16 protein-coding genes are annotated in these 20,603 nt (G+C 55.7%); 5 read left to right on the top strand and 11 right to left on the bottom strand.

Annotated features, from left to right (window positions below; genetic code table 11):
* Positions 1-7: 7 nt before the first annotated feature.
* From murJ to VGG22_06385, 4 genes are read left to right on the top strand one after another with little or no spacing between them, the layout of a single operon-like run.
* Positions 8-1,627, top strand: coding sequence for a murein biosynthesis integral membrane protein MurJ (gene murJ / locus VGG22_06400; protein ID HEY1727982.1), 1,620 nt, complete (start codon positions 8-10; stop codon positions 1,625-1,627).
* A complete protein-coding gene (locus VGG22_06395; GenBank protein HEY1727981.1) occupies positions 1,620-2,960 on the top strand; it encodes an O-antigen ligase family protein in 1,341 nt (446 codons plus the stop codon). Before murJ ends, VGG22_06395 begins: the two co-directional genes overlap by 8 nt.
* A complete protein-coding gene (locus VGG22_06390; protein HEY1727980.1) occupies positions 2,957-3,331 on the top strand; it encodes a hypothetical protein in 375 nt (124 codons plus the stop codon). Before VGG22_06395 ends, VGG22_06390 begins: the two co-directional genes overlap by 4 nt.
* 4 nt (positions 3,332-3,335) lie before the next feature.
* Positions 3,336-5,123 (top strand): glycosyltransferase family 4 protein, encoded by a 1,788-nt coding sequence (locus VGG22_06385; protein ID HEY1727979.1) that lies wholly within the window; start codon positions 3,336-3,338, stop codon positions 5,121-5,123.
* A gap of 6 nt (positions 5,124-5,129) precedes the next feature.
* Here the strand turns inward: VGG22_06385 and VGG22_06380 are convergent, their stop codons facing one another.
* From VGG22_06380 to VGG22_06355, 6 genes are read right to left on the bottom strand one after another with little or no spacing between them, the layout of a single operon-like run.
* Positions 5,130-6,062 carry an NAD-dependent epimerase/dehydratase family protein gene (locus VGG22_06380; protein HEY1727978.1) on the bottom strand — a complete coding sequence of 311 codons (933 nt, stop codon included), beginning with the start codon at positions 6,060-6,062 and terminating at the stop codon, positions 5,130-5,132.
* A complete protein-coding gene (locus VGG22_06375) occupies positions 6,055-6,804 on the bottom strand; it encodes a class I SAM-dependent methyltransferase (GenBank protein HEY1727977.1) in 750 nt (249 codons plus the stop codon). The genes VGG22_06380 and VGG22_06375 overlap by 8 nt, the downstream gene beginning before the upstream one ends.
* A 6-nt stretch (positions 6,805-6,810) precedes the next feature.
* Positions 6,811-7,644 (bottom strand): glycosyltransferase family 2 protein, encoded by an 834-nt coding sequence (locus VGG22_06370; protein HEY1727976.1) that lies wholly within the window; start codon positions 7,642-7,644, stop codon positions 6,811-6,813.
* A complete protein-coding gene (locus tag VGG22_06365) occupies positions 7,641-8,534 on the bottom strand; it encodes a ChbG/HpnK family deacetylase (protein ID HEY1727975.1) in 894 nt (297 codons plus the stop codon). The genes VGG22_06370 and VGG22_06365 overlap by 4 nt, the downstream gene beginning before the upstream one ends.
* Positions 8,535-8,547: 13 nt before the next feature.
* Positions 8,548-9,807 carry a hypothetical protein gene (locus tag VGG22_06360; GenBank protein HEY1727974.1) on the bottom strand — a complete coding sequence of 420 codons (1,260 nt, stop codon included), beginning with the start codon at positions 9,805-9,807 and terminating at the stop codon, positions 8,548-8,550.
* Between the two features lie 27 nt (positions 9,808-9,834).
* Positions 9,835-10,983 carry an NAD-dependent epimerase/dehydratase family protein gene (locus VGG22_06355; protein HEY1727973.1) on the bottom strand — a complete coding sequence of 383 codons (1,149 nt, stop codon included), beginning with the start codon at positions 10,981-10,983 and terminating at the stop codon, positions 9,835-9,837.
* A 182-nt stretch (positions 10,984-11,165) separates the two neighbouring features.
* Here VGG22_06355 and VGG22_06350 point away from each other — a divergent pair, with 182 nt between their 5' ends.
* Entirely contained in the window at positions 11,166-11,708 is a 543-nt protein-coding gene (locus VGG22_06350; GenBank protein ID HEY1727972.1) for a class I SAM-dependent methyltransferase, read from the top strand.
* Between the two features lie 3 nt (positions 11,709-11,711).
* Here the strand turns inward: VGG22_06350 and VGG22_06345 are convergent, their stop codons facing one another.
* From VGG22_06345 to VGG22_06325, 5 genes are all read right to left on the bottom strand, one after another.
* Complete coding sequence (locus VGG22_06345; protein ID HEY1727971.1) at positions 11,712-12,779, bottom strand: SDR family NAD(P)-dependent oxidoreductase; 1,068 nt, start codon at positions 12,777-12,779, stop codon at positions 11,712-11,714.
* Positions 12,780-13,900: 1,121 nt separating this feature from the next.
* Positions 13,901-15,589 (bottom strand): hypothetical protein, encoded by a 1,689-nt coding sequence (locus VGG22_06340; protein ID HEY1727970.1) that lies wholly within the window; start codon positions 15,587-15,589, stop codon positions 13,901-13,903.
* 46 nt (positions 15,590-15,635) lie between these two features.
* Entirely contained in the window at positions 15,636-17,042 is a 1,407-nt protein-coding gene (locus tag VGG22_06335) for a hypothetical protein (protein ID HEY1727969.1), read from the bottom strand.
* A gap of 871 nt (positions 17,043-17,913) precedes the next feature.
* Positions 17,914-19,440: a hypothetical protein gene (locus VGG22_06330; protein ID HEY1727968.1), complete on the bottom strand. Its 1,527-nt coding sequence runs from the start codon at positions 19,438-19,440 to the stop codon at positions 17,914-17,916.
* Positions 19,441-19,574: 134 nt separating this feature from the next.
* On the bottom strand, positions 19,575-20,573 hold the full coding sequence (locus VGG22_06325) for an NAD-dependent epimerase/dehydratase family protein (GenBank protein HEY1727967.1): 999 nt from the start codon (positions 20,571-20,573) through the stop codon (positions 19,575-19,577).
* Between the last annotated feature and the right edge of the window lie 30 nt (positions 20,574-20,603).

The raw sequence follows: 20,603 nt of genomic DNA, 5'->3' as shown, positions 1-20,603 counted from the left end.
GAGGGCAATGAAGCCCCGCCTTCGCGTCATTCCGGGCGCGACGCCGACGCGTCACGCCCTGGCCCGCTCGACGCTTCTTGTGATGGTGGCGACTCTCGGTTCGGCACTTCTCGGCTTTTGCCGCGAGGTCGTCAACGCGCACTACTTTGGGACCCGGTGGGAACTGGATACGTTCCTCGCGACCGCGACGATCCCAACCATCATTTTCGGACTCTTCAATGGTGCGCTCGTGAGCGCGCTCGTTCCGACATTCTCCGACTACATCGCGCATGGGGAGGACGAAGAAGCCGGCCGGCTTGCCAGTACGATCTTCAACGGGCTCGCTATCGTGCTGACTGTAGCTGCAATTCTAGGCTGGTTTTTGGCCCCATATATCGTCCCGCTGATCGCGCACGGTTTTCAGCCTGAACAAATGAGTGTCGCGGTGCGAATGGCTCGCTGGTTGATGCCGAGCATTATTGCGACGTCGCTCGCGGGCGTCCTTGCTGCGATGCTGAACGCCCACCAACGCTTTCTCGGCCCTGCTCTGCAAGGTATTGCGATCAACGTCGTGACGATGACGACGACGATTACGCTTTTCCACAACATCGGTATTTATGCGCTTGTGCTTGGGACGGCTCTGGGGCTCGCAGCGCAGCTCGCCGTTCAGGTGCCGTCATTCCTATGGTTACGCAACTATCGGTTTATTCTGGATCTCAAGCATCCTGGGCTCAAACGGATGTTCTCGATGCTCGGCCCGATCGTCATTGGCTCTGCAGCGGGACAACTCTCGTTGTTCTTCGATCGGTTTTTCGCATCGACACTCCCGCACGGCTACATGTCAGGCATGAACTACGCGGTGAAGCTCGTCTCGTTTCCCCAGCAAATATTCGCCGCTGCGATCGCGACCGTGCTTTTCCCGCTGCTTGCCTCGCAGTTTGCCGGCTCGAACAGGCCTGGGATGCGCCAATCGGTCGTGACGGGCCTGCGTCTCGTCAACTTCATTATGATCCCGGCAATGCTCGGATTGGTTGTACTCGCATATCCGATCACCCAGGTGCTCTTCCAGCGCGGCGAGTTCCAGGCGGCGTCGACGCAGCTGGTCGCCGGCCTGATACCGTGGGCCGCATTTGGAGTCATCGCGATTGCGGCGAACATAGTTCTGACGCGTTGCTGCTTCGCGTGCAAGCAAGCGAAATCAGCAGTCGCGATATCAGTGTTCTCGGTCGCGGCGAACATCGCGCTGTCCATATTCTGGCTACCCACCCTGGGTGCGCGCGGACTTCTCCTCGCTAACACCGTCAGCGAGATACTAGGAACACTTCTTCTTGCAATAGTCGTCTGGCGATTGCTGCACGGCTTCGACGCCGGTGCCGTGTTGCGATCGTTCGCAGGGACGCTGCTCGCCTCCGTGATCATGGCCGGCCAGCTGTTATGGGTAACGCGTTTTATCTACTCGCCCGCACCTGCCTATGCCGATAGTGTAGCGCTTTTATTTTGGGAAATTGCGATCGGCGCCCTCGTATTCGTTGCCGTGGCGCGCCTCTTGCGCGTCGAAGAGCTCGATCTCGTCGTGCGGTTGATCCTGCAGAAGTTCGAGCGCCACTTGCCAAGCGCACCCGAGAATCGAGACGTACCGCTTGGCTGATCCTCTTCCGGCTATAAAATGGCAGCCCGGCTACGTCTACCCGCCGGTCTTTAACCCACCGCATTTCCATCTCGGGCCACTTCACTCACTGTTGTTCGCGGCGATTGCGATCGCCGTCGGCTACCTAACGTACAGGCGACCGGCGCTTGGCGTCGGCGCAATGATCGTGTGCCTGCCTTTTGCCGAAGCACGCTTCATCTTCGGAACATCGATCACAATTCCGAAGGCCGCGTTCGCCGGATTCGTGATCGCTTTGTTACTGCATCGCCCCTCGTTGCGCATCTTGAGCGATCGCGTCGTGCGCATGGTGATCATCGCGTTCGCTCTCGTCATGGTGACGATTGCGATCTCGGCAATTTCCGCGCAATATCACGGCCAGGTCGTACGTGAGCTTGCCAAGTGGATCGCGTACGGCGTCACGTTTCTGGCTGCGGCAATTGCGTTCGATAACGATCCCGACGACCGCCCGATTTGGCGCGCTCTCATCGGAATCGCGATCCTGGAATCGCTGTATGCAATAGTCCAACTGTTTATCGGCGCGCCTTCCGGCGTCGTCGTGCACGATCAGGTTTGGCCGCGAGTTTCCGGCTCACTCGAAGGCCCGAATCAGTTTGCGGGTTGGCTCAACTTGATTTTTCCGGTCCTGCTTGCGCGCTCGATGACGGATCGCAACCGCTGGCTCGTCACCGCGACGGCGCTTAGCGGCATTGCGACTATTCTCACGCTTTCGCGCTCCGGCATTGTGGCGGGCTTCATCGGCGCCATCGTCGTGTTGATCTTGGCGCGGCCTCCGAAAAAAGTCGGCCTCCGTTTTGCCTCGATCGTGGCAATTATCGTGGTTACCCTGGTCGGACTAGGGTTGATGGCGCGACTCGAAGCACGGTTTTTTTCGCTCGCCGAAGTCTCGACGCCGAATCATTTGGGAACGCGTGCAATTCTGTGGACGTCCGCCCTCGAGCTGTGGCAACGCTCCCCCATCACTGGAATCGGAGCGGGCAACTACGAGCTCGAACTGGGTTTGGTCGGCCATCCTGACGTGCACACACACGCAAATAGTCTTTATCTTCAAACCTTGGCCGAGACGGGAGTCGTTGGGTTAGCGGCAATCCTGTTCTTGCTATACGAGTCGATCGTCCCATTCGTTCAGCGCTACTCGCGGCGTGCGCTCGTGATCGGCGTCGGCGGAGCGAATCTCGCACTCGCTTTGCATCAGATCTTCGACTACATGTGGTTCTATCCCAAAGTCGGGGGACTGTGGTGCTTACTGCTCGGGATAGGCATCGTCGAGTTGTTGGCCTCGCGTGACGACGTCGGGATACTGCCGCAATCGTGATTCGCTCGAAGAATCCGAGAATCGATATTGAAGCGCTGCGCGCACTCGTCGCCGAAGAAGCTGCGCATATGAGCGACCCCGCCGGGAGTCCGCGCATCTCGAAGCTGGCCGTGGAGTTGCACTTGCAGACGGTTGAGCAGGCGCTGGCCGCAGCCGAGGAACGCTCGGTTCCGCGCACGAGCTGGCCGGAGAATCTGCAGATATTCCCATTTTCTGCCAGCCGGCGTTTGCGCGCGCTCGCATTGCGCATCTTGGGTCTTGCCATGCGCGACCAACAGGAAGTCAATGCCGCATTGATTCGGTCGCAACGCGAAACGATCGCCCTTATCCGAGCGCTTCTGAACCAGCTGCGCGAGCACGATCCGGAGTAACATTTTGCGGATCGCGCTCGTAACGCCGTGGTTCGGTGCCGATTTGATCGGCGGCGCGGAGCGCCTTGCATTTGACCTCTCCCGCGCGATAGCACGCAAAGGCGCCCAGGTCGAGGTACTTACGACCTGCTGCAGATCGTTTCACGACGACTGGTCCGCGAACTATCATCGCCCGGGCGTGACGAACGTTGACGGCGTCAACGTGCGCCGTTTCAAGGTCGACGCACGCGATCGTGTCGCGTTTTCTCGCGCAAACTCCGCACTGCTGGCGCTGCGGCGCGATCAGCTTCGACGCGATCTTGCGCCGTTGCCGGCGACGACCGACGCCTTTATCTCGCAAGGCATTCGCTCATCGACGCTCCTCGGCCACCTGCGAGATCGTGGCAGCGACTACGATGCGATTCTCTTTCTGCCATACCTCTACACCACGACCGTAGAGGGCTTACCACTCGTCGCAGATCGTGCCTTTCTGATTCCGTGCTTGCACGACGAAGCGTACGCGTACCTCGACACGGTTCGCGACGTTTTCCGTCAAGCGCGCGGATTGCTGTTCAATAGCGAAGGCGAGCGGAACGTTGCGGCATCGCTCTATGGTCCTTGGGTACATTTCCGCGCGGCGGTGATCGGACACGCAGTCACGGTTGCGCCGCCTCCGAGCGGAGATATCGTTATCAAAGGATTCGCGCCCCAGAGGGCGCGCTATATTCTCTTTCTCGGTCGCGGCGACCGGACGAAGAACATCGACCTCGCTCTCGATGCGTTTGCGCGTTTTCGCGCTTCGCGGCAAACGACGGCTTTGCAGTTCGTCATTGCCGGGCCCCACGCGCAGGCAGTTCGGGGTGCGGGCGTCATCGATCTCGGTGCGGTGACGGAAGAAGCGAAATCGGCGTTGCTTGCGCATACGCGAGCTCTTGTGCAGCCGTCCACAAACGAGAGCTTCTCACGAACGGTCTTTGAAGCATGGCATCTTCGGCGACCGGTCGTCGTTCATAGGGACAGTGCTGCGACGTCCGAGATCGTCGAGCGGTCGGGCGGCGGTTGGACGGCGCGAACGGTCGAAGAATGGACGCGCGCCTTGGCCATTATCGACGAATCGAGTGATGCCGAGATCGATGGAGCTGGAATGCGAGGGCGCGCGGTCGCGTTGCAATCGGGCAGTTGGGATGACGTTGCGAAGCGGACTCTCACGGCAATCGAAACGAGACTTGGCCATGAGACAACGCACATCGACCGGATCGTGAGCCTTGAGCGCTGGGCTGCTCCACGCGCGAAGACGCCCCGCTTTGACGACGGCAGGATCAACGTCTTGTCGTTAGCGCCGGTTGATGCGGGCTCCGTCCAAGACCTCATCGAAATCCTAGCCGCGCTTCAAAGACGTGCCGGCCGCGTACGTGTATTCGTTCTCGAACAGGCATGTTCAAACGAGGCACGTGATGCTCTCAGCCAATTGGTGAAGGTGACGGTTCTCGGCGAGGATGTTTCGATCCAATTGGCAGCTTTTCGGGATGCGCATGTTGCTTGCGCTTTTGGAAGGCCTCGCGCTCGTGCCGAGGCCCTCGAGCAAGCCCTATGGTTCGACATCCCAATCGTCGCTTTCGACGATGTCGTTCAGCGGAAGCTTATCGAGGATTGCGGCATCGTTTGCTATCGTGGAAGCCTGTATGCAGCAGCTGCGCTACTCCGCCTTGCGGCTACGAATGTAGACTTGCGCGCTCAAATTGTCGCGGAAGAGCGGCGTAATCGGCGAAATACATCGTACGCCAAGGTTAGAAGAAGTCAAGGCTTGGTGTAAGCAGCCTCACCGTGACTCTTTGAACCACTCCCACGTTTCTGCAAGACCGTTTGCGAGCGACGTCTTTGGATCAAAATTTAGGACGCGGCGAGCTTTCGTGATATCGCACCAGCTCCGGCGAAGTTCACCGCCGCGGAACGACTCGTAACGAACATGAACGGGCAGATCGTCTCCAACCACACGCTGCATCAAGGCAATCAGCTCGTTGAGACTCGTTGGCGTGCCGGTTCCTAGCTGAAAGACGCCGCTCTGAGCTAAGTTCATCGCACGCATGATGCCGTCGCATATATCCTCGACGAAGACATAGTCGCGCGTTTGCGTGCCGTCTCCATAGACGACCAATTCTTGGTGTGCCATGAGTTGCTTGAAAAAATGCGCGACAACGCTGCCCTTATGGTAGGATCTCGGGCCGTATACGTTCGCGAAGCGCAGACTCGTCGCCGAAAAGCCGTATACGCCTGCGAATGCCGAACAGTATCCTTCTGCCGCGAGCTTACTCGCTCCGTATGGTGAAACCGGCGCAGCCGCAATATCTTCGTGTGCAGGCGGGTCGATTTCACCCAGAATCGCCCCGCCGGTCGAGGCATTTACGATGCGTGACACACCGAGCTCTCGCATGCTGCAAAGCAGGTTGAACGTCCCCACGACGTTGGTCTGAAAGTTTCGCTGCGGCGCCGATATGGATTCGACGACCCGCGTATCGGCAGCTAGGTGAACGACTAAGTCTACACCTTTGACGGCCTTCGCTACGGCGGCTGCGTCGGCAATGTCGCCGACGATAAGCTCTACGTTAAACCCTGCGATGTCGCGTTCGGAACCGCTCGTGCAGTTGTCGAGAACGCGTATCTCACACGGTGCGTGCCTGCGGAGGAGATCGATTAAGTTACTGCCGATAAAACCGCAGCCGCCCGTGATTAGGACTCGCGAGAAATCAGGCACTCGTATTAGGTTTGGCTGCGTCTAAGAAAAGCGTATCCGCCCAGAAGCCGCTAGCTTTCGGTGAGAACCTACTAAGCTGCCAGAAATATCCACCGGTGCGGAAGCGTTGCTCTTGTTCAAAACCGAGTTTTCGCAGAACGACAGCCGCTGGATCGACGGCACTTCCGAAGAGAAGATACATATGTCGTCCTGATACGTTTACAGCGCCAAATCCCGCATTTTCCACCGCGCGACGTAGGCTTTTTTGTGAAAAGAACCTTACGTGTCCCTGATGCTGATATTCGCTCGGAGTGCGCCCAGCAGCCGCCAGAATACGATAGGGCCAGAACGCCGAATTAGGGGTAGACAAGACGAGCTTCCCACCCGGCCGCAATACGCGAAAAAGCTCACCTAGAAATGTTTCGGTGTCCGTGCAGTGCTCGATCACTTCTGATGCGTAGACCAGATCGAACGTGTCGTTTCCGACCGGAAGCGACTGGGCGCTGACGTCGCAGACGAAGCCTTCGAAACCTTGGCTGGTGAACCGCTCGATTGCAACGGGCGAGATATCGACACCGGTCACGCTGTGCCCGCGGGCCTTCAAGAACCCGGCGTTGAGGCCCGTCCCGCATCCAACATCTAAGACTCGCGAGGCAGGAAGTGCAGCGATCATTTCCCGCATCATCCTTTTACTGGAGCGTTCGTATTCGGACGCGCCGGAATAGTGTGCGTCCGATATGCGGGCCTCTAGGGGCTTTTCCACGGTCCGTTAGACGGAGATTTCGCGAGCGTCGAGCGTGCGCTGGCGCTCTGCCGCGTCGAGAAATGCCTGCGCTTGGCGTGATCCACCTTCGAGAAGATCCTCGCGTGCCCAGCGATGATAGCGCAGTGGCGCTTTCGTAGGAACCTGCTTCATGACTTTGCGCAGACGTAGTATGTCGACGATATTCCTATAGATCTTGGCAATCATGAGATTTCGCGGAGGACGTACCTCGGCAAGGGGAACCGGAACCTCGGCAAGCCACAGTCCCGATCGTGCAGCGCGGAGCGTCAACTCTGTATCGAATTGTCCTCGGCGCATGACGCAGCGGTCGGCTATAGGGCGTACAGTGGGGAGATGGATGAATTTCTGCCCGTGCGTATCCGAACCGACAAACCCGAAAAAGAACTGCAATATCGAGTTCAGTCCCCAGCTCAAAGCACGTCGATATTTGAACTGCCGGTTCAGAGTCATATCGGCGCGCTTGGATCCGAGGACCAGCTCGTATAGGCCTCGATGTTTCCAGCACCACGTCAGCATGACTTGATCCCAGAAATCGACGTTGATGATATACGCCCACTCACCTTCGGACGCGCATATTCCATTGTACATCGCATTGCCGTAGTCGGGTCGCGGCAGTTCAACGAGACGCGTCGTTGTCCATTTCTCCGCGATAGCTCGAGCGCTCTCTGGCGTACCATCAGAGCTTCCGTTGTCGACAATTACGAATTGCCATCGCCCGGCGCCAACGATGTTGTCCAAGCACGGCGACATATTCGTCGCCATGTCCCAAAGATCGTTCGCTTCGTTAAAAGCGGGGACGACGACTGATAGGTCAATCACGATTGAGTGATCGCGGCATAGGAGATTATTTCGATACGCTCTTTGCGAATGAGGTCCTTGACTTCGGGGTCGGTTACTACGTCGAACTCGCGCCTGCGAGTTAACGAGGAAAACCACCGGCCAACCTCCGGTGGAAGGTCGAACTCGGGCTGCTGGCCTGGGTGGCCCGGATGGATGCCGGCCTCCCACACGAAGTCGGTCCGAGCCATCGAGCGAAGAAACTTCGTAAAGGAAGAGCGGTCTACCGTATCTGATTGCATTAGGCCGAAGAAGCGTTCGTTTGTTCGAAGCCGTGGTTTGATGCGCCGCGCGAGAGTCTGGACCAGGAACGCCTTTAAGAAATTATTGCGCTTAAGGTTGTCGACGAGTCCGTATGTGAACTGAAAAGCGAAAAAGGGCTCGCGCACGATTCGCATCGCTCGTATGCCGTTCTCCGTAGCGACGCCTTCAACGATTTCGTAGATGTTCGGATTCATGTGAACGTGTTGATGCGAATCGACGTGGGTTAAGCGGAAGCCCTTGCTGAGTACGCTCTTGATCTGCGCGTCGAGTTCGATCTTGATTTGATCGTAAAGTCGCTTGTGTTGCGCTCGATTTTGAAACCCCATCGAAATCAGTTGAGCGGCCGAGATTGCGAAACGTCCACGCTCGTCCACTAAATCTGGTATCCGCGTCCGTTCAGACACGGCGAAGCCGTGCGTCAGTGACAGATGGAGTCCCATCGGTAGTCCAGCTTCTTGCGCGGTTGTAGCCGATCGCTCCCAGTGTGGGGCGAAGGTTATCAGCAAGGTGGTCGAGCTCACGATTCCGTTCCGAAATCCTTCGAGAATGCCAAGGTCGACGTGCGGGTCCGCACCAAGGTCGTCGGCGTTCACAATTAAGCGAGCCATAACACCTTGTTGGCTATTGGGCTTGCGCCATACTCTTAAACCGCATGCGACCAAAGCTGAGTAGGCCGAACGTCGTAATCGTACCAAGTGAGGTGATCAGATACGACATCGCCAGTTTGTCAGGAGAAGGGTGAGTGAAGAATTGGACAGCGGCGAACACGAGGCAACCGGCGAAAGGTACCTGCGCGAGCCAGTAAAGGCGTTGGCCGAGATCGACCGTGATTGCTACTCGAACCAACGCAAGCAGAACGGCCGTGACGGCGAGCGTCGTCATTAGTTTTGGATCACAGTATCGAATTCCGAATTTTCCGCTACAAACGAGCGGCGAGGCTGCAGAAAGAAACGCCGCGCCGAGCGAGCCGAGGACCGCGGTCACGCTAATTGCGCGCCAAACGGCTCTTCGCACCAGAGCCGTCTGACCTTCAGTGGCAACCAAAAGCGGAAGAACAACTTGAGCAATTGGCTGCGTTACCATGACGATCGCTTTCGGAAGCACCGCAGCAGCGGAATACGCGCCAAGTTGGGAACCGGTGAAGAAAAAATATGCGATAAGGATATCGGCGTTGTTGAAAAGGACGAATCCGACATAGGCGCTGCAAAACGGAAGTACTTCAGAAAGATCAAAGCGTGCTGGATCGCTCGGATCGACCGGCATTTGCGTCGCGTGCCTAGATAGGTGAAGAACCAACGTTATAATAGCAAAGAGGGCGAGGATATTTGCCACGAAGATTCCGGCGTAGATGGACCAAACCGAATGGACTAACAGGAGTGCTCCAATCGCGAATGCACACTGAGTCGCGCACCACGCGAAGAACACCATTCCGAACAGCGTTCCTCGCAGCATCGCGGGCAATACCGCACGAACGATCTCGACCCCAAAAAAAGACGCCGCCGTCACCGGCAGCAGAAGTGCCAACGCCCAAGAGTCGGTTATGTGTCGGCCGGCGGCAAAGAAAACGATCTCGGTCGCGAGAACGCCCGCGAGGAGCCAGGGCCCGAGCGAGCGAGCAACGCGTACAAGGGCTGGCCGGATTCCTGGTTCTGCACCGCTACGGAAGGCCTCGGCAAAGTATCGTGTGGCCACCAGGGATAATACCGTTCCCGGCGTCGCGAGGATATTGATCGTGGCCCATGCTGCGTAAAATCGTCCGAAAGCCGCGGCATCCAACGAACGGTTTGCAAGCAAGATCAAGAGATAGTTGAACGCCTGGCCAAGGATCACCAAAATAACGACGATCAACGAGCGTCGAACCACGGAGTAGCGAGCGCTCACCGCAATCATTTGAAGTCGCTGAGCGCGCTATCGCCAGCGCACACGAGGCATGATTCGATCTCGAACTATCAGGTCGCGATATGGGATGACTGCTTCAATCATGCCCGCGAGGACGTCGTCGGTCATAAGGTGAGGTTTCAGCCCCAATTCTAGTAGTCCGGAATGGACCGGATTGTAGTAGTGGTCTTCAAGTTCTTTGCGTGGATTATCGATCGGTTGGATCTTAACAGGCAAACCCAACCCTGTACCCACGTGCTGAACGCGGTCGGCGAGCTCGTTTACAGAGAAAGTCTCGGTGAACTGGTTAAGTATCCGAAGCTCTCCTGGATCCGGCGGCTTTAATGCCGCCAGAGCGACACACTGAAGCGTATCGCGTAAATTTAGATAACCTCGAATTTGACCGCCTTTACCGTAGACAGTAAGAGGGACTCCCGCGATCGCTTGAACGATGAAGCGATTTACGACCGTGCCGAAAATGTCGTCGTAGTGGAAGTTCGGCATGAGGCGCTTGTCTAAATCAGCCTCCGGCGTGGATATCCCGTACACAGGACCTTGCATCAGGTCGGTTACTCGTAATCCGTAAGTACGGACGTAAAACCAAAGCAGATCAGTGTCGAGTATCTTGGTGGTGTGATAGAGAGAGCCGGCCTGTCGTGGAAAAAGAAATTTGTCGCGTCGTCCCTTGTGATCAATCTCGATCCAGCCCTCCTCGATGTCGATCCTGGGAGTGCCGTATTCTCCCATTGTCCCCAGCTTGATGATGTGACAGTTTGGTGCGCTTTTCAGGACTGACCAAATGACGTTGAAGGTTGCTTCGAGATTATTCGTCAGCGTCTTATGGGCTTCGCGATAGCCGATCATGGAGTAGGGGGCAGAAGGCTGCTCCGCATAGTGAACGATTGCATGTGGCTCGAACCGTTTTACGAGGGTTGAGAGAAAGTCGTAATCGCAGCAATCGCCTTCCTCGACCACAATATCGTATCCGGACGCTGCCTTGAAGATCGATGTGCGTTCAGGCAGGAGCGGGTTCGGCATCAAGGCTTCCGATTCGGTTTCTTTTGCGATAGAACGACGAGAATAATTGTCGACTAATGTAATATCGTGTCCGCTTTTGCGGAGATCCATGGCGGTCGGCCAACCGAGGTATCCGTCCCCACCGAGAATCAAAATGCGCATAAGATCGATGCACCGATTAGGACCTAGGCCATTGATTCCTGTGTAGGAGGTTGCACCGGCGGCAAGAAGCAGCGCGCATGATTGGCCTTGCGCGGCCCCCAATTAAACGACTGTTAGACAACGTAGCCCTGCCGGTCCGTGCGTTATTCATGGGGCCACGAGGTTTCGTAGGCCTAACGTCAATGCGTGACGAGCGCATGTGGGAAGTTGCTCAGTTTTGCAAAGGACGTGTGCTCGATGTTGGCTGCGGCCCGGGCAACCTCTTTATCAAGCGTTTTATCGGGGCGGATTGTGGGATCGGGGTGGACTTTTTTGCGTACGAAGGCGTCGAGCATTTGGTCGAGGACCCGACGCAGATTCCTTTCCCGGATAGCAGTTTTGACACCGTTACGCTTGTCGCGGTCGGCGGTCACATACCCAAGAATCTGCGAACTGCAGAGTTCATGGAGTTTAGCCGGCTTCTAAAACCTGGTGGTCGCCTTGTGATGACTGAAGGCGAGCCGATTACGCAATTACTGAGTCATAAATGGCAACACTTTTATATGGGCCTGCAAGGTAAAGTTGACATGGACCACGAGCGTGGCATGGAAGAGGATGAGGAGTTCTGTATGCCGCGCGAAGAGTTGCTCGGCTACCTCAACACGCGCCCATTGCAGCATTTGGTAACGCGCTCATTTCAATGGGGATTGAACAGCGTTTACGTCGCGGAGAAAATGTCCGAATGACCGCTATGCCTGCTCGATCAGCTGCTTGTCGTGAAGAAACTGCGCCAGATCGGCACGCGATAACGGCTTTTCGTTAGCCGAGTTGTAGGGTCGAGTAACGGCTATCCCTGGCCGCCCGCTGTAGTCGTCGCCAGGATCGCCAAGCATAGCGGGTCGTACGACAAAATAGCGCTCGAGTTCGATCGAGCGGCGCGTTTCCTCTTCGTTCATGAGCTCTTCATAAAGCTTCTCGCCAGGCCTCGGGCCGACGTTGACGATACTAATGTCACTCGGCCGCAATCCGTAGCGAGGGGCTTGCTCGCTAATCAATACTTCTGCCAGATCAGTAATCTTGATAGTTGGCATTTTCGTGATTAGGACGTCGCCACGCTTGGCAAGCACCGTCGATTCGATGACGAGCCACGCCGCTTCGTCGAGCGACATGATGAATCGGGTCATCCTCGGATCTGATAGTGTGACGGGTCCGCCGCGCCGTATCTGATCTCTGAAAATTGGTATAACTGAACCGCGCGAGCCTAAAACGTTTCCAAAGCGAGTCGAAAGAAAAACGGTGTCGCATCGACCCGAGTCGATCGCAGCGGCGGTCACAAGCCGCTCGCCCATCAGCTTAGATGTTCCCATAACGTTCGTGGGATTCACGGCCTTATCGCTGCTTGTAAAGACCAGTCGGCCTACGTTATTATCACTCGCGCATTGGATTACGTTCTGAACACCAAGAACGTTTGTCTGAATTGCTTCGAGCGGAGAGCGTTCACAAAGATAAACGTGCTTGTACGCTGCGGCGTGGAAGATGATGTCGATTCCCCGCGCCTCGCGCTGAAGGGATGAGAGATCGCGAATATCGCAGAGGCGAAAACGAGTGTTGCTGTGCTTCTTGTGGCGCTCTTCGAGGAAAAGCAGTTCACTCTCGTTGTTGTCGAGGCCAACGAGTGCCTCAACGTCGAGACGCTCAAGGAGATGACGCACGAGCTGTTGACCCACCGTGCCGCACGCACCGGTGACGAGCACGCGCCGGCCACGAAAATAATCCGTAACACTCCTGGACGTCATGTCTAACGGAGGACTAGTCATCGCGTGGGTGATTGACTGACATTCGTAGGATTCCTATTGGTGAGTACTCCCAAAGGCTCCGCACATAATCGCGCGAATTGTCACGCGTGCTGGCCGAAAGCGCGCTGAACGTTAGGATCGCCGGCCCTCGCGAGCTGACGGCGTGGCAACGCTTCGTTGACAGCTCGCCAGAGGCGGGGCCGCTGCATCACGCTGGCTGGTACCACATCTTGCGAGATGCCTTTTCAGTCTCGCCGTATTTTCTCTATGCCTTCGATGGTGCCGGAGACGTCGTCGGAATTCTACCCACATATTTCAGCCGAAGCCTGATCACGGGTCGCCATCTATCCTCTCTCGAGGGTGGTGTGCTCGCGAAATCCAGCCAAGCGGCAGAAGCGCTTGTGCATGAAGGCATAAGATTGAGAGATAGTTTGCGAGCGGGCTATTTACAGCTCCGCGGCGGACCGCTTGCTGCAAACGCTGAGATTATTCCAACCGTTCACACGATAATCGATACACGACAGAACGTTGACCAGCTTTGGTCTGCGGTGAAGGGCAAAACTCGTTGGGGGGTTCGGCAAGCCGAAAAGTCTAGTTTGGGCATTGAAAGAGATCTCGAACTGTCGGAATTGGACGCATTCTACGGCGTATATGCTGCTCACATGAGAGATCTTGGGACGCCCGTCTTTAGCCGCACGATGTTGCGTGCGATGAAGGCACACCTTGGACCGGAACGTCTCCGATTGTACCTTGCGCGACGCGACGGCGAGCTCATTGGGGGAATGCTTTGCATTCTGCACGGTAACTCGTGGACTGATTGGTTCGCAATAATGCGATACGAACGTGAGCTCGAGTTTGCGAATTACATGCTGTATTGGCATGTCATTCGGGACGCGTCGCTCAACAATGTTGAGAGCCTCGACTTAGGCAGAAGCGCACCGGGCAGCAACGTGCACCTTTTCAAGCGCAAGTGGCGTGGTCGAGATATCGATGTTCCATATCAATTCTACGTTCGCAAGGGGCGACGTTCACGCGGTGTTCTCTTGCAGGAGCAAAGAACGTCGAGGAGCGTCGCCCAGAGAGTTTGGTCACATTTGCCTCTAACACTTTCAAATGCACTGGGACCCGTTATACGCGACCAGTTACCTTTCATCTAGAGAACGAACATCCGTCACTATAAATTCGAAATCGATTCCAGGACGCGTGACATGCTCGCGCACGACCTGCTGAAAGAAGACGCGTTGATGTGCGACTGTTTGGTCCGCGCGAGCGAGTGGGTCGCTTCCAGAGGTTAAAAAGATCACGCGGTCTCCGGGTCTGAATGTTACGGTTTCTCCCGTCCAACTAACGAGACTCGGAAAATGTTCATTGATCAATGCTGGTCCGTAGAGATAGGACGACACGACGTCACGCTCGAGGCCGACATACTTGTCGTGGTTGTCAAACCAAAAGCGTGCGCGAGCATCGCGATCGTAAGGCTGAACTTGCTCCATCGCTTGGAAAACTGCAAGGGTCCCTTGTTTATAGTATGGATTCGGTACGAACTGCATCATGTCTGTGTCCGCGCCGCCGAAACCGATGCAGGTGAACAAAATTACGGCCAGCATGTAAACCTGAGGCGCTATCAGGATGCGCGGCAATACGGCGGCGATACAAAGGAGGATGCCGTCGCCTAATATCCAGGCGATCTCGTTATGAAGACCGAGAAAGGCCTGAGGAATCGGCAGAAATCGCGTGACCGATGAAAGAAACCACGGCAAAAGGGTTACCGCGACAACCATAATTGAGAACGGAACCGTGTAGAGATTTGGAAAGGTGCGCGCGGCGAGCGCAAGTGCACCGCCAACGCATACGAAGGCGAAAGGCAGCAGCGCGTTTATCTTGTCATCCAGTTCGAGAACTGCAAAGTGGTTCAACGCCAAAATGACAAATGAAAGACAGGCGGCGAGGTAGGCGGCGCAAACAACAAACAGCGTGCTCTCGGCATTGCCCGTACCTTTCCGCAAGCAGCGAAGCGATGAGACTGCGTGGCGGACGACGACGACAACACTCATTAGCGCGATTGCTAATGGAATTAGCAGCCAGGTCGCATAGCCGATCCACTCATGCAGTGGCATAAACCATTCTGGTCGTTTCGCGGCTACGCCGTGCAATGCGAGGATTTGTCCCATGAAATATAAATATGGGCCACCCGCTAACCTATTTACGCATCCGTAGAAAATCGCCGCCGCACATATGCCGGCGAAAACCCAGAGTGCAAAGACACCGACTGAGTGCCGATGCCGCATTCGGTTCAATAGAAGCACGAGTACAACTTCCGCAGGAATCAGAACGAGCATCAAGATGTAAAGGGAGACGGTTGTGGTAATAGCAACGCCCCAAACAAATGCTGCCACGTGGTACCGCTTGCGCGTTGCTCCTAGAGCGACAGCGGCGAGACTAACGAGGATGCAAGCCGTGTACGCTCCATCGACGTAGTCCCAACCTGTTGCCGTCAAGAATTCGGATTGTGTCGCGAGCAGAAGCACGGTTGTCAACGCGGCGAGTCGGCTTGAAAATAGCGTTAAGACGGCGAAGTAGAGAGAGAAAGCAGACACATAGAAGACAAGGAAATGCAGAACATACAGAGCTGGTTCGGTCGGCAATATTCTGTGAACGGCCCAGCCCAACACATCCCAAGGCGTTCGTGACGCGTAATACGTGTAGCCCCATGTCCTGAGAAGCGACTGTAGATGCATATGGAAGCCCGAATAGATCCATCGATCGATGAAAATCGGCTTCACGAAGATCCACGTGTTGTTGAAATAGGTCAGAGCGAAGGGTAATGCCAAAAGCATCGCACACTCTGGCCACAGAGACTTCCTCAAGCTCAAGGCGCTAGCGCTCGTCCGTTGGGACGATTACACGAACGGAATCAACCTCGCTTTGGCCCAGGTGACCGAGCGGACCGTTTTGGAAAACGATGTCCGACGCGTTCCCCAAATCGATGTTTACGAAAATCGTGCGGAGTTCAGCGGCGGTGGAAAGGGCTCTTCGCCGAATGAATGATTTCCGATCGCGAGACAATATGCCAACCCACAGCTCACCGCGCGTCGTTCTTGTTTCGATCTCTACGATTCCTTTAGTGGCGTCGCCTTTTCCATCGTAATGCGGAATCGGAATATCGGCGGCATATGCCCACGGTTTATCCGGAATACTTAACGATATTGGCCACTGCAGGCTTGCTCGCAAACCGCGAGCTAGCACAGCAGATGACGCCGATAGGAGAAGTGAGTCGCTGCGCTCGGGCATTCTCGCTTGAGCGGCAGCAACTGCAAAGCGAAAGTCAACGCCGGGTCGTTTCTCCTCTTGTATCGTGATTGGCCGAAGAAAGACACCCTCTCGTGCCAAGGATCGGTTCGCGTTTGCTATCGCGTCACCACTATCGAACAGGATGATCAGCCGATCACCGGGCGATACAACTGCGGTGGAGCCATCGTTGTTGGCTAGGCTCGGGAAGTGGTCATTTAGCCTAGTGAAAGGTCCTAGATAAGTTGAGTTGACATCCCTCTCTAGGGCCGAAGATCGATCTAAGAGGTTGAACCAGAAACGGCCGCTGGCATCCGTATTATATTGCCCGATTCGCTCAGAGGCATCGATTACTGCCAACGTCCCCTGCTTGTAGTAAGGATTGGCAGGGAAGGTCATGAGCTGATCGTCCGCTGCTCCGAAACCTATCGTCGTGAGGACAACAATTGTCGCCAAAAAACCGACACGCGGGGCTAATGAGCACACTGCGAGCGCGAAGAAGATCGCGATCAGCCAAGAGATCTCCTGAACGGTGCCCTGGAAATACTGCACGTGCGGGTGAACAAACGTAAAATTCGCGAGGATCCACGGGGCGAGCGGGATCATAAATATTGCGATCGTAAGGGATATTCGCGGAGAGTCGGGGATTCGACGGAGGGCGGTGGCGATGGCACCGCCTACTACGCAGAACGCGAACGGAAGCAATGCGTTTACTTTGTCGTCTAGCTGCAAGACGAGGAAATGATCGGCTTCCAATGCGATGAACGTGAAAAGCGCTACCAGATTAGCAACGCTCACGGCAAAGAGGTGCGCGCCGGTCTCGTCTCCTTTCATCGTCTCAGTGCGATCGGCGTACCTCCGCCAGCAACGGATGGATTCCAGTGCGCTGTATGAGGCGACCGCGAAGGGGATGATCAGAAACGCTGCCGTCCATATCCATTCACTCGGGTTCTGATACCAGCGAGCGAGGTTGCCCTCAACCTCGAACAACTTCATAAGTTGGCCTTGGAAATAGGCGAATGGTCCGCCGGCTAACCATGCAAGGCAGCAGAGAATTAGTATCGTTGTTATGCCCCCGAGTACGCAAAAAAGTCCGACGACTGTGATTGATCGTCGCGACGCGGCCCTATTTAGCAGAAAAAACCCGACGAGCTCTGCTGGCAAGAGAATCGCTAAAAGAGGATAGAGCGACGCAATGCAGGCTATGGCCGCACCCCACAGCAGCGCAAATATCTTCCACCTGTGTCGCAGCGCGACCCCGACGAGAGCCGAAATACTTAGCGCAAAAAATGCCGTGTAGACTCCGTCAACGTAATCCCAGCCAGTCGCGGTTAGGAATTCGGACTGCGTAACAAGTAGCATAACACTGCCTAAAGCCGCTAGACGATCCGAGAACAGCATTAATACTGCTGAATAGAGTGAAAACGCGGACAGATAAAATACCGCGAAGTGTAAGACGTAAAGAGCCGTCGCCGGTTCAAATACTCGGTGAGCTAGCCATCCAACTAGGAGCCACGGTTCACGCGATGGATAGTACGTATACCAAAATCGTGTCGAAAGTGCGGCAAAGTGAAGTTGCAAACCAGTATAGATCCATCGATCGATGAAGAGCGGTTTGCAAAAGATCCATGTATTGTTAGCCGTCGTAAGTACAAAGGGCACGAGCAAGATGGCAATAACGTCGACAGAAAGGCGCGAAACGTGCCGTCGAGTCTGACCGGTGCTATCACTCATGCTCTAATCAGGCGAATGCGAGGTCCGCTAATCCAGGCGCTTCTTGCAAACCTGGACGCGTACGGAAGAGCCGAGAGCGTGAACCTGTCGTTTAATCGCGCGCGCATGTCTTTTCTATGCAGGATTCCGGCGGTCAGGTCCCTTGGCTCACGAGGGAGAGAAATTGGGGGTTATGCCCTCGAGAACTGAGATCAAAAGCGGCCGACTCTTTTCCGCTTAAAGTGTCGATCAGGAGCAGCTCGTTCCTATCGACAGAGAGGCAAGCGAAGAGAGTCGGCGATATCTGCTGCGAGTCGTGAAGCCATTTGGTCTCAATGTCTGCCATGAGATACACTGAGCCGTGCGCTATCTTCCAGAGTTTGCCCGTCGGGCTCTCCGAAAAGTACAGAAACGTGCGATCGAGAGATTCTCTAAGGCCGTGTAAGCCGATGTAGCCAGAAGCAATGATTTCCCACTTTCCGTTCCGATCAACGTGCGCGACGTCCCCTTGCCCAAGCGTTGTGAAGTAGCAACCACCGTGGCGGTCTGGGAATGCGGAATTCAAATGACCCAGTTGGTAGTCGTTGGGAATATAGTGCTCATTCACCGAGGTCTCTAGAGTCACGGGGTAGTTAGATCCATACCGATCCTCTGGCAGCCGAAAACGGTGGGTGACTCGTCGTGATTCGAGATCAACCCATAATACGGCGTCGGGACCGGCTGCTGAAACTAGGCATGAATCCGAATCAATTCCGACCACGGTGTGAAGGCCCGCGAACCACGGGTCATCGATGCGGAACGGAGATCCTCGATCGAACTCGTCGCCCCGAAGTCTATAGTCTAACGCCGGCAACACGCACATGAAGCCATTCGAGCAAATCACCAAACGCGTTCCTACCAAAGCCGCCTGCTGGATGAGCTCGCGGCTATCGATGCAACGAATCGGCTCCAGCGACAAGTCGCCACCCGACGCGCTAAGACGCACGTGGGTGAGCGCTCCGTGCAGAGAGTGAGCCGTGCTGGCCGATGCCAAAGTCTCGAAGGCTGGAAGATTACGCAGACGCTCCCGGTCTGCATAGCGCGCGCGAAGAAATTCCGTTGACGACCTTCTATGGTCGAAGCGGCGCGTCGAATGGCTTATTAGAAGCTCCACTTCCGCAACTGCGACCGGGATTGAGGTCGATTCTACCCGCGATGCTGAGTCGCATAAGACGTCAGTAACTGAAACGGCGGCGGCTCGTTTGCCGACTACGACTTGCCAGCAGTCGAATTGTAGGATTGGCGCGCGCGAAGTCGCTGTCAGGCCGGTACGAAACACAATCGAGCCAGCGTCAGGCGGGATCTCTACCTCCACGGTTTGGAGTTCGGGTCGTGCTGCGAGTTCGAGCTCATCTCCCACTAGAAATGCTGATGTCGGATCGACACACCCAACTCTGATGTCCCCGGCGGAAAGGATTATGCGAAAGCGTGCGACGACGATATCGGCGCTCTGTCGCAAGCCGCTATCATCAGCGATCTGGAAGACGACCCCGAAATGCCAATCATGCGGCGGCATCTCGACCTTTAGTGGCTCCTCGGCTATAGGCTTAGCATCGTTAACAAATAGTGGAGCCTTCAGGATCGTCTGGAGATCGACCGTGCGTTCATCGAAGATATTGATGCGGTCGAAATAGTTCGTCAACTGGTTGGCTCCCGAAAGACAGTCATCACTGCGATCGCATTGCATGAGTTCGCTGCGCTGGGCAGTCGACTGCTTTCAACTGGTGTTGCATTCTGCGATTCACGGAGTCGTGCGGACACCGGAGCTCTGCCCGCTTACCGCGCGATCTGCGGTACTCTATTGGCAGCGACTATTTGGTCATAGATCCAGTGGTAGGTTTTTTCTAGGCCGCTCTCCAGAGAGATCGTCGGCTCCCATTTAAAGATTGTTTTGATTAATCGGTTGTCCGAGCTGCGGCCGCGCACACCTTTTGGAGCGTCGAGTTTGTATGAGCGCTTCAATTTGATGCCGGCGATTTTCTCGACAATGCCTACCATCTGATTGATCGAGACTAACTCGCCCGAGCCGACGTTTAAGGGTTCCGCGAAATCACCATCAGTGAGCATGTAGGTGCCATGAACGCAATCATCAATGTACATAAACGTCCGGGTCTGCTCGCCGTCACCCCAAATCTCAATCTCGCGCTTACCTGAGAGTTTCGCGAGCGCAACTTTGCGGCAGATTGCCGCCGGCGCTTTCTCGCGACCCCCGTCCCACGTACCTTCTGGCCCGTAGACGTTGTGGTATCGAGCGACACGCGTTTGAAGACCGAAGTCTTCATAGAAGTGCCGGCACATCCGCTCCGAAAAGAGCTTTTCCCACCCATAGCCGTTTTCCGGCATCGCAGGGTATGCGTCGTCCTCTTTCAGAGGCGTTACATCAGCTTCGCGTTGCTTGTCAACGTTGTATACGCAGGCCGACGAAGAAAAGAAGTAGCGTTCGACGGTCAGATCTCGAGCGGCGCACAGCAAGTTCGTGTTGATGAGAACTGAGATCATACAGTTTGCGCGGTGATTCTCAATGTACCCCATGCCGCCCATATCTGCGGCGAGATTTATGACGTTCTCTACACCGCGTAGCGCTCGGCGGCAATCATCAGGATTTCGAAGATCGAGAACGAGATTGTCGACGTCTGAATGGACTTGGTACCATGCTTCTCGGGGTTTCACATCAACGCTGCGGACGTAAGAATAGCCGCGAGATAACGCTTCGCGAGCCATCCAGCCCCCAATGAATCCGCCGCCGCCCGCTATAAGTATTGGTCCCCGTGACATAGCCAATCGCTGTTCCGAGGTTCGAGGTTC

Source organism: Candidatus Baltobacteraceae bacterium (assembly GCA_036489885.1).
Lineage (GTDB): Bacteria > Vulcanimicrobiota > Vulcanimicrobiia > Vulcanimicrobiales > Vulcanimicrobiaceae > JAFAMS01.
This window is presented reverse-complemented; position numbering and strand designations above follow the sequence as displayed.

What these genes read in the sequence shown, in the direction of transcription:
- VGG22_06335 (HEY1727969.1), bottom strand. Translation starts at nt 17,042, where the DNA reads ATGAAGTTGTTCGAGGTTGAGGGCAACCTCGCTCGCTGGTATCAGAAC.
- VGG22_06355 (HEY1727973.1), bottom strand. Translation starts at nt 10,983, where the DNA reads ATGCGCATTTTGATTCTCGGTGGGGACGGATACCTCGGTTGGCCGACC.
- VGG22_06345 (HEY1727971.1), bottom strand. Translation starts at nt 12,779, where the DNA reads ATGACTAGTCCTCCGTTAGACATGACGTCCAGGAGTGTTACGGATTAT.
- murJ (HEY1727982.1), top strand. Translation starts at nt 8, where the DNA reads ATGAAGCCCCGCCTTCGCGTCATTCCGGGCGCGACGCCGACGCGTCAC.
- VGG22_06365 (HEY1727975.1), bottom strand. Translation starts at nt 8,534, where the DNA reads ATGGCTCGCTTAATTGTGAACGCCGACGACCTTGGTGCGGACCCGCAC.
- VGG22_06325 (HEY1727967.1), bottom strand. Translation starts at nt 20,573, where the DNA reads ATGTCACGGGGACCAATACTTATAGCGGGCGGCGGCGGATTCATTGGG.
- VGG22_06350 (HEY1727972.1), top strand. Translation starts at nt 11,166, where the DNA reads ATGCGTGACGAGCGCATGTGGGAAGTTGCTCAGTTTTGCAAAGGACGT.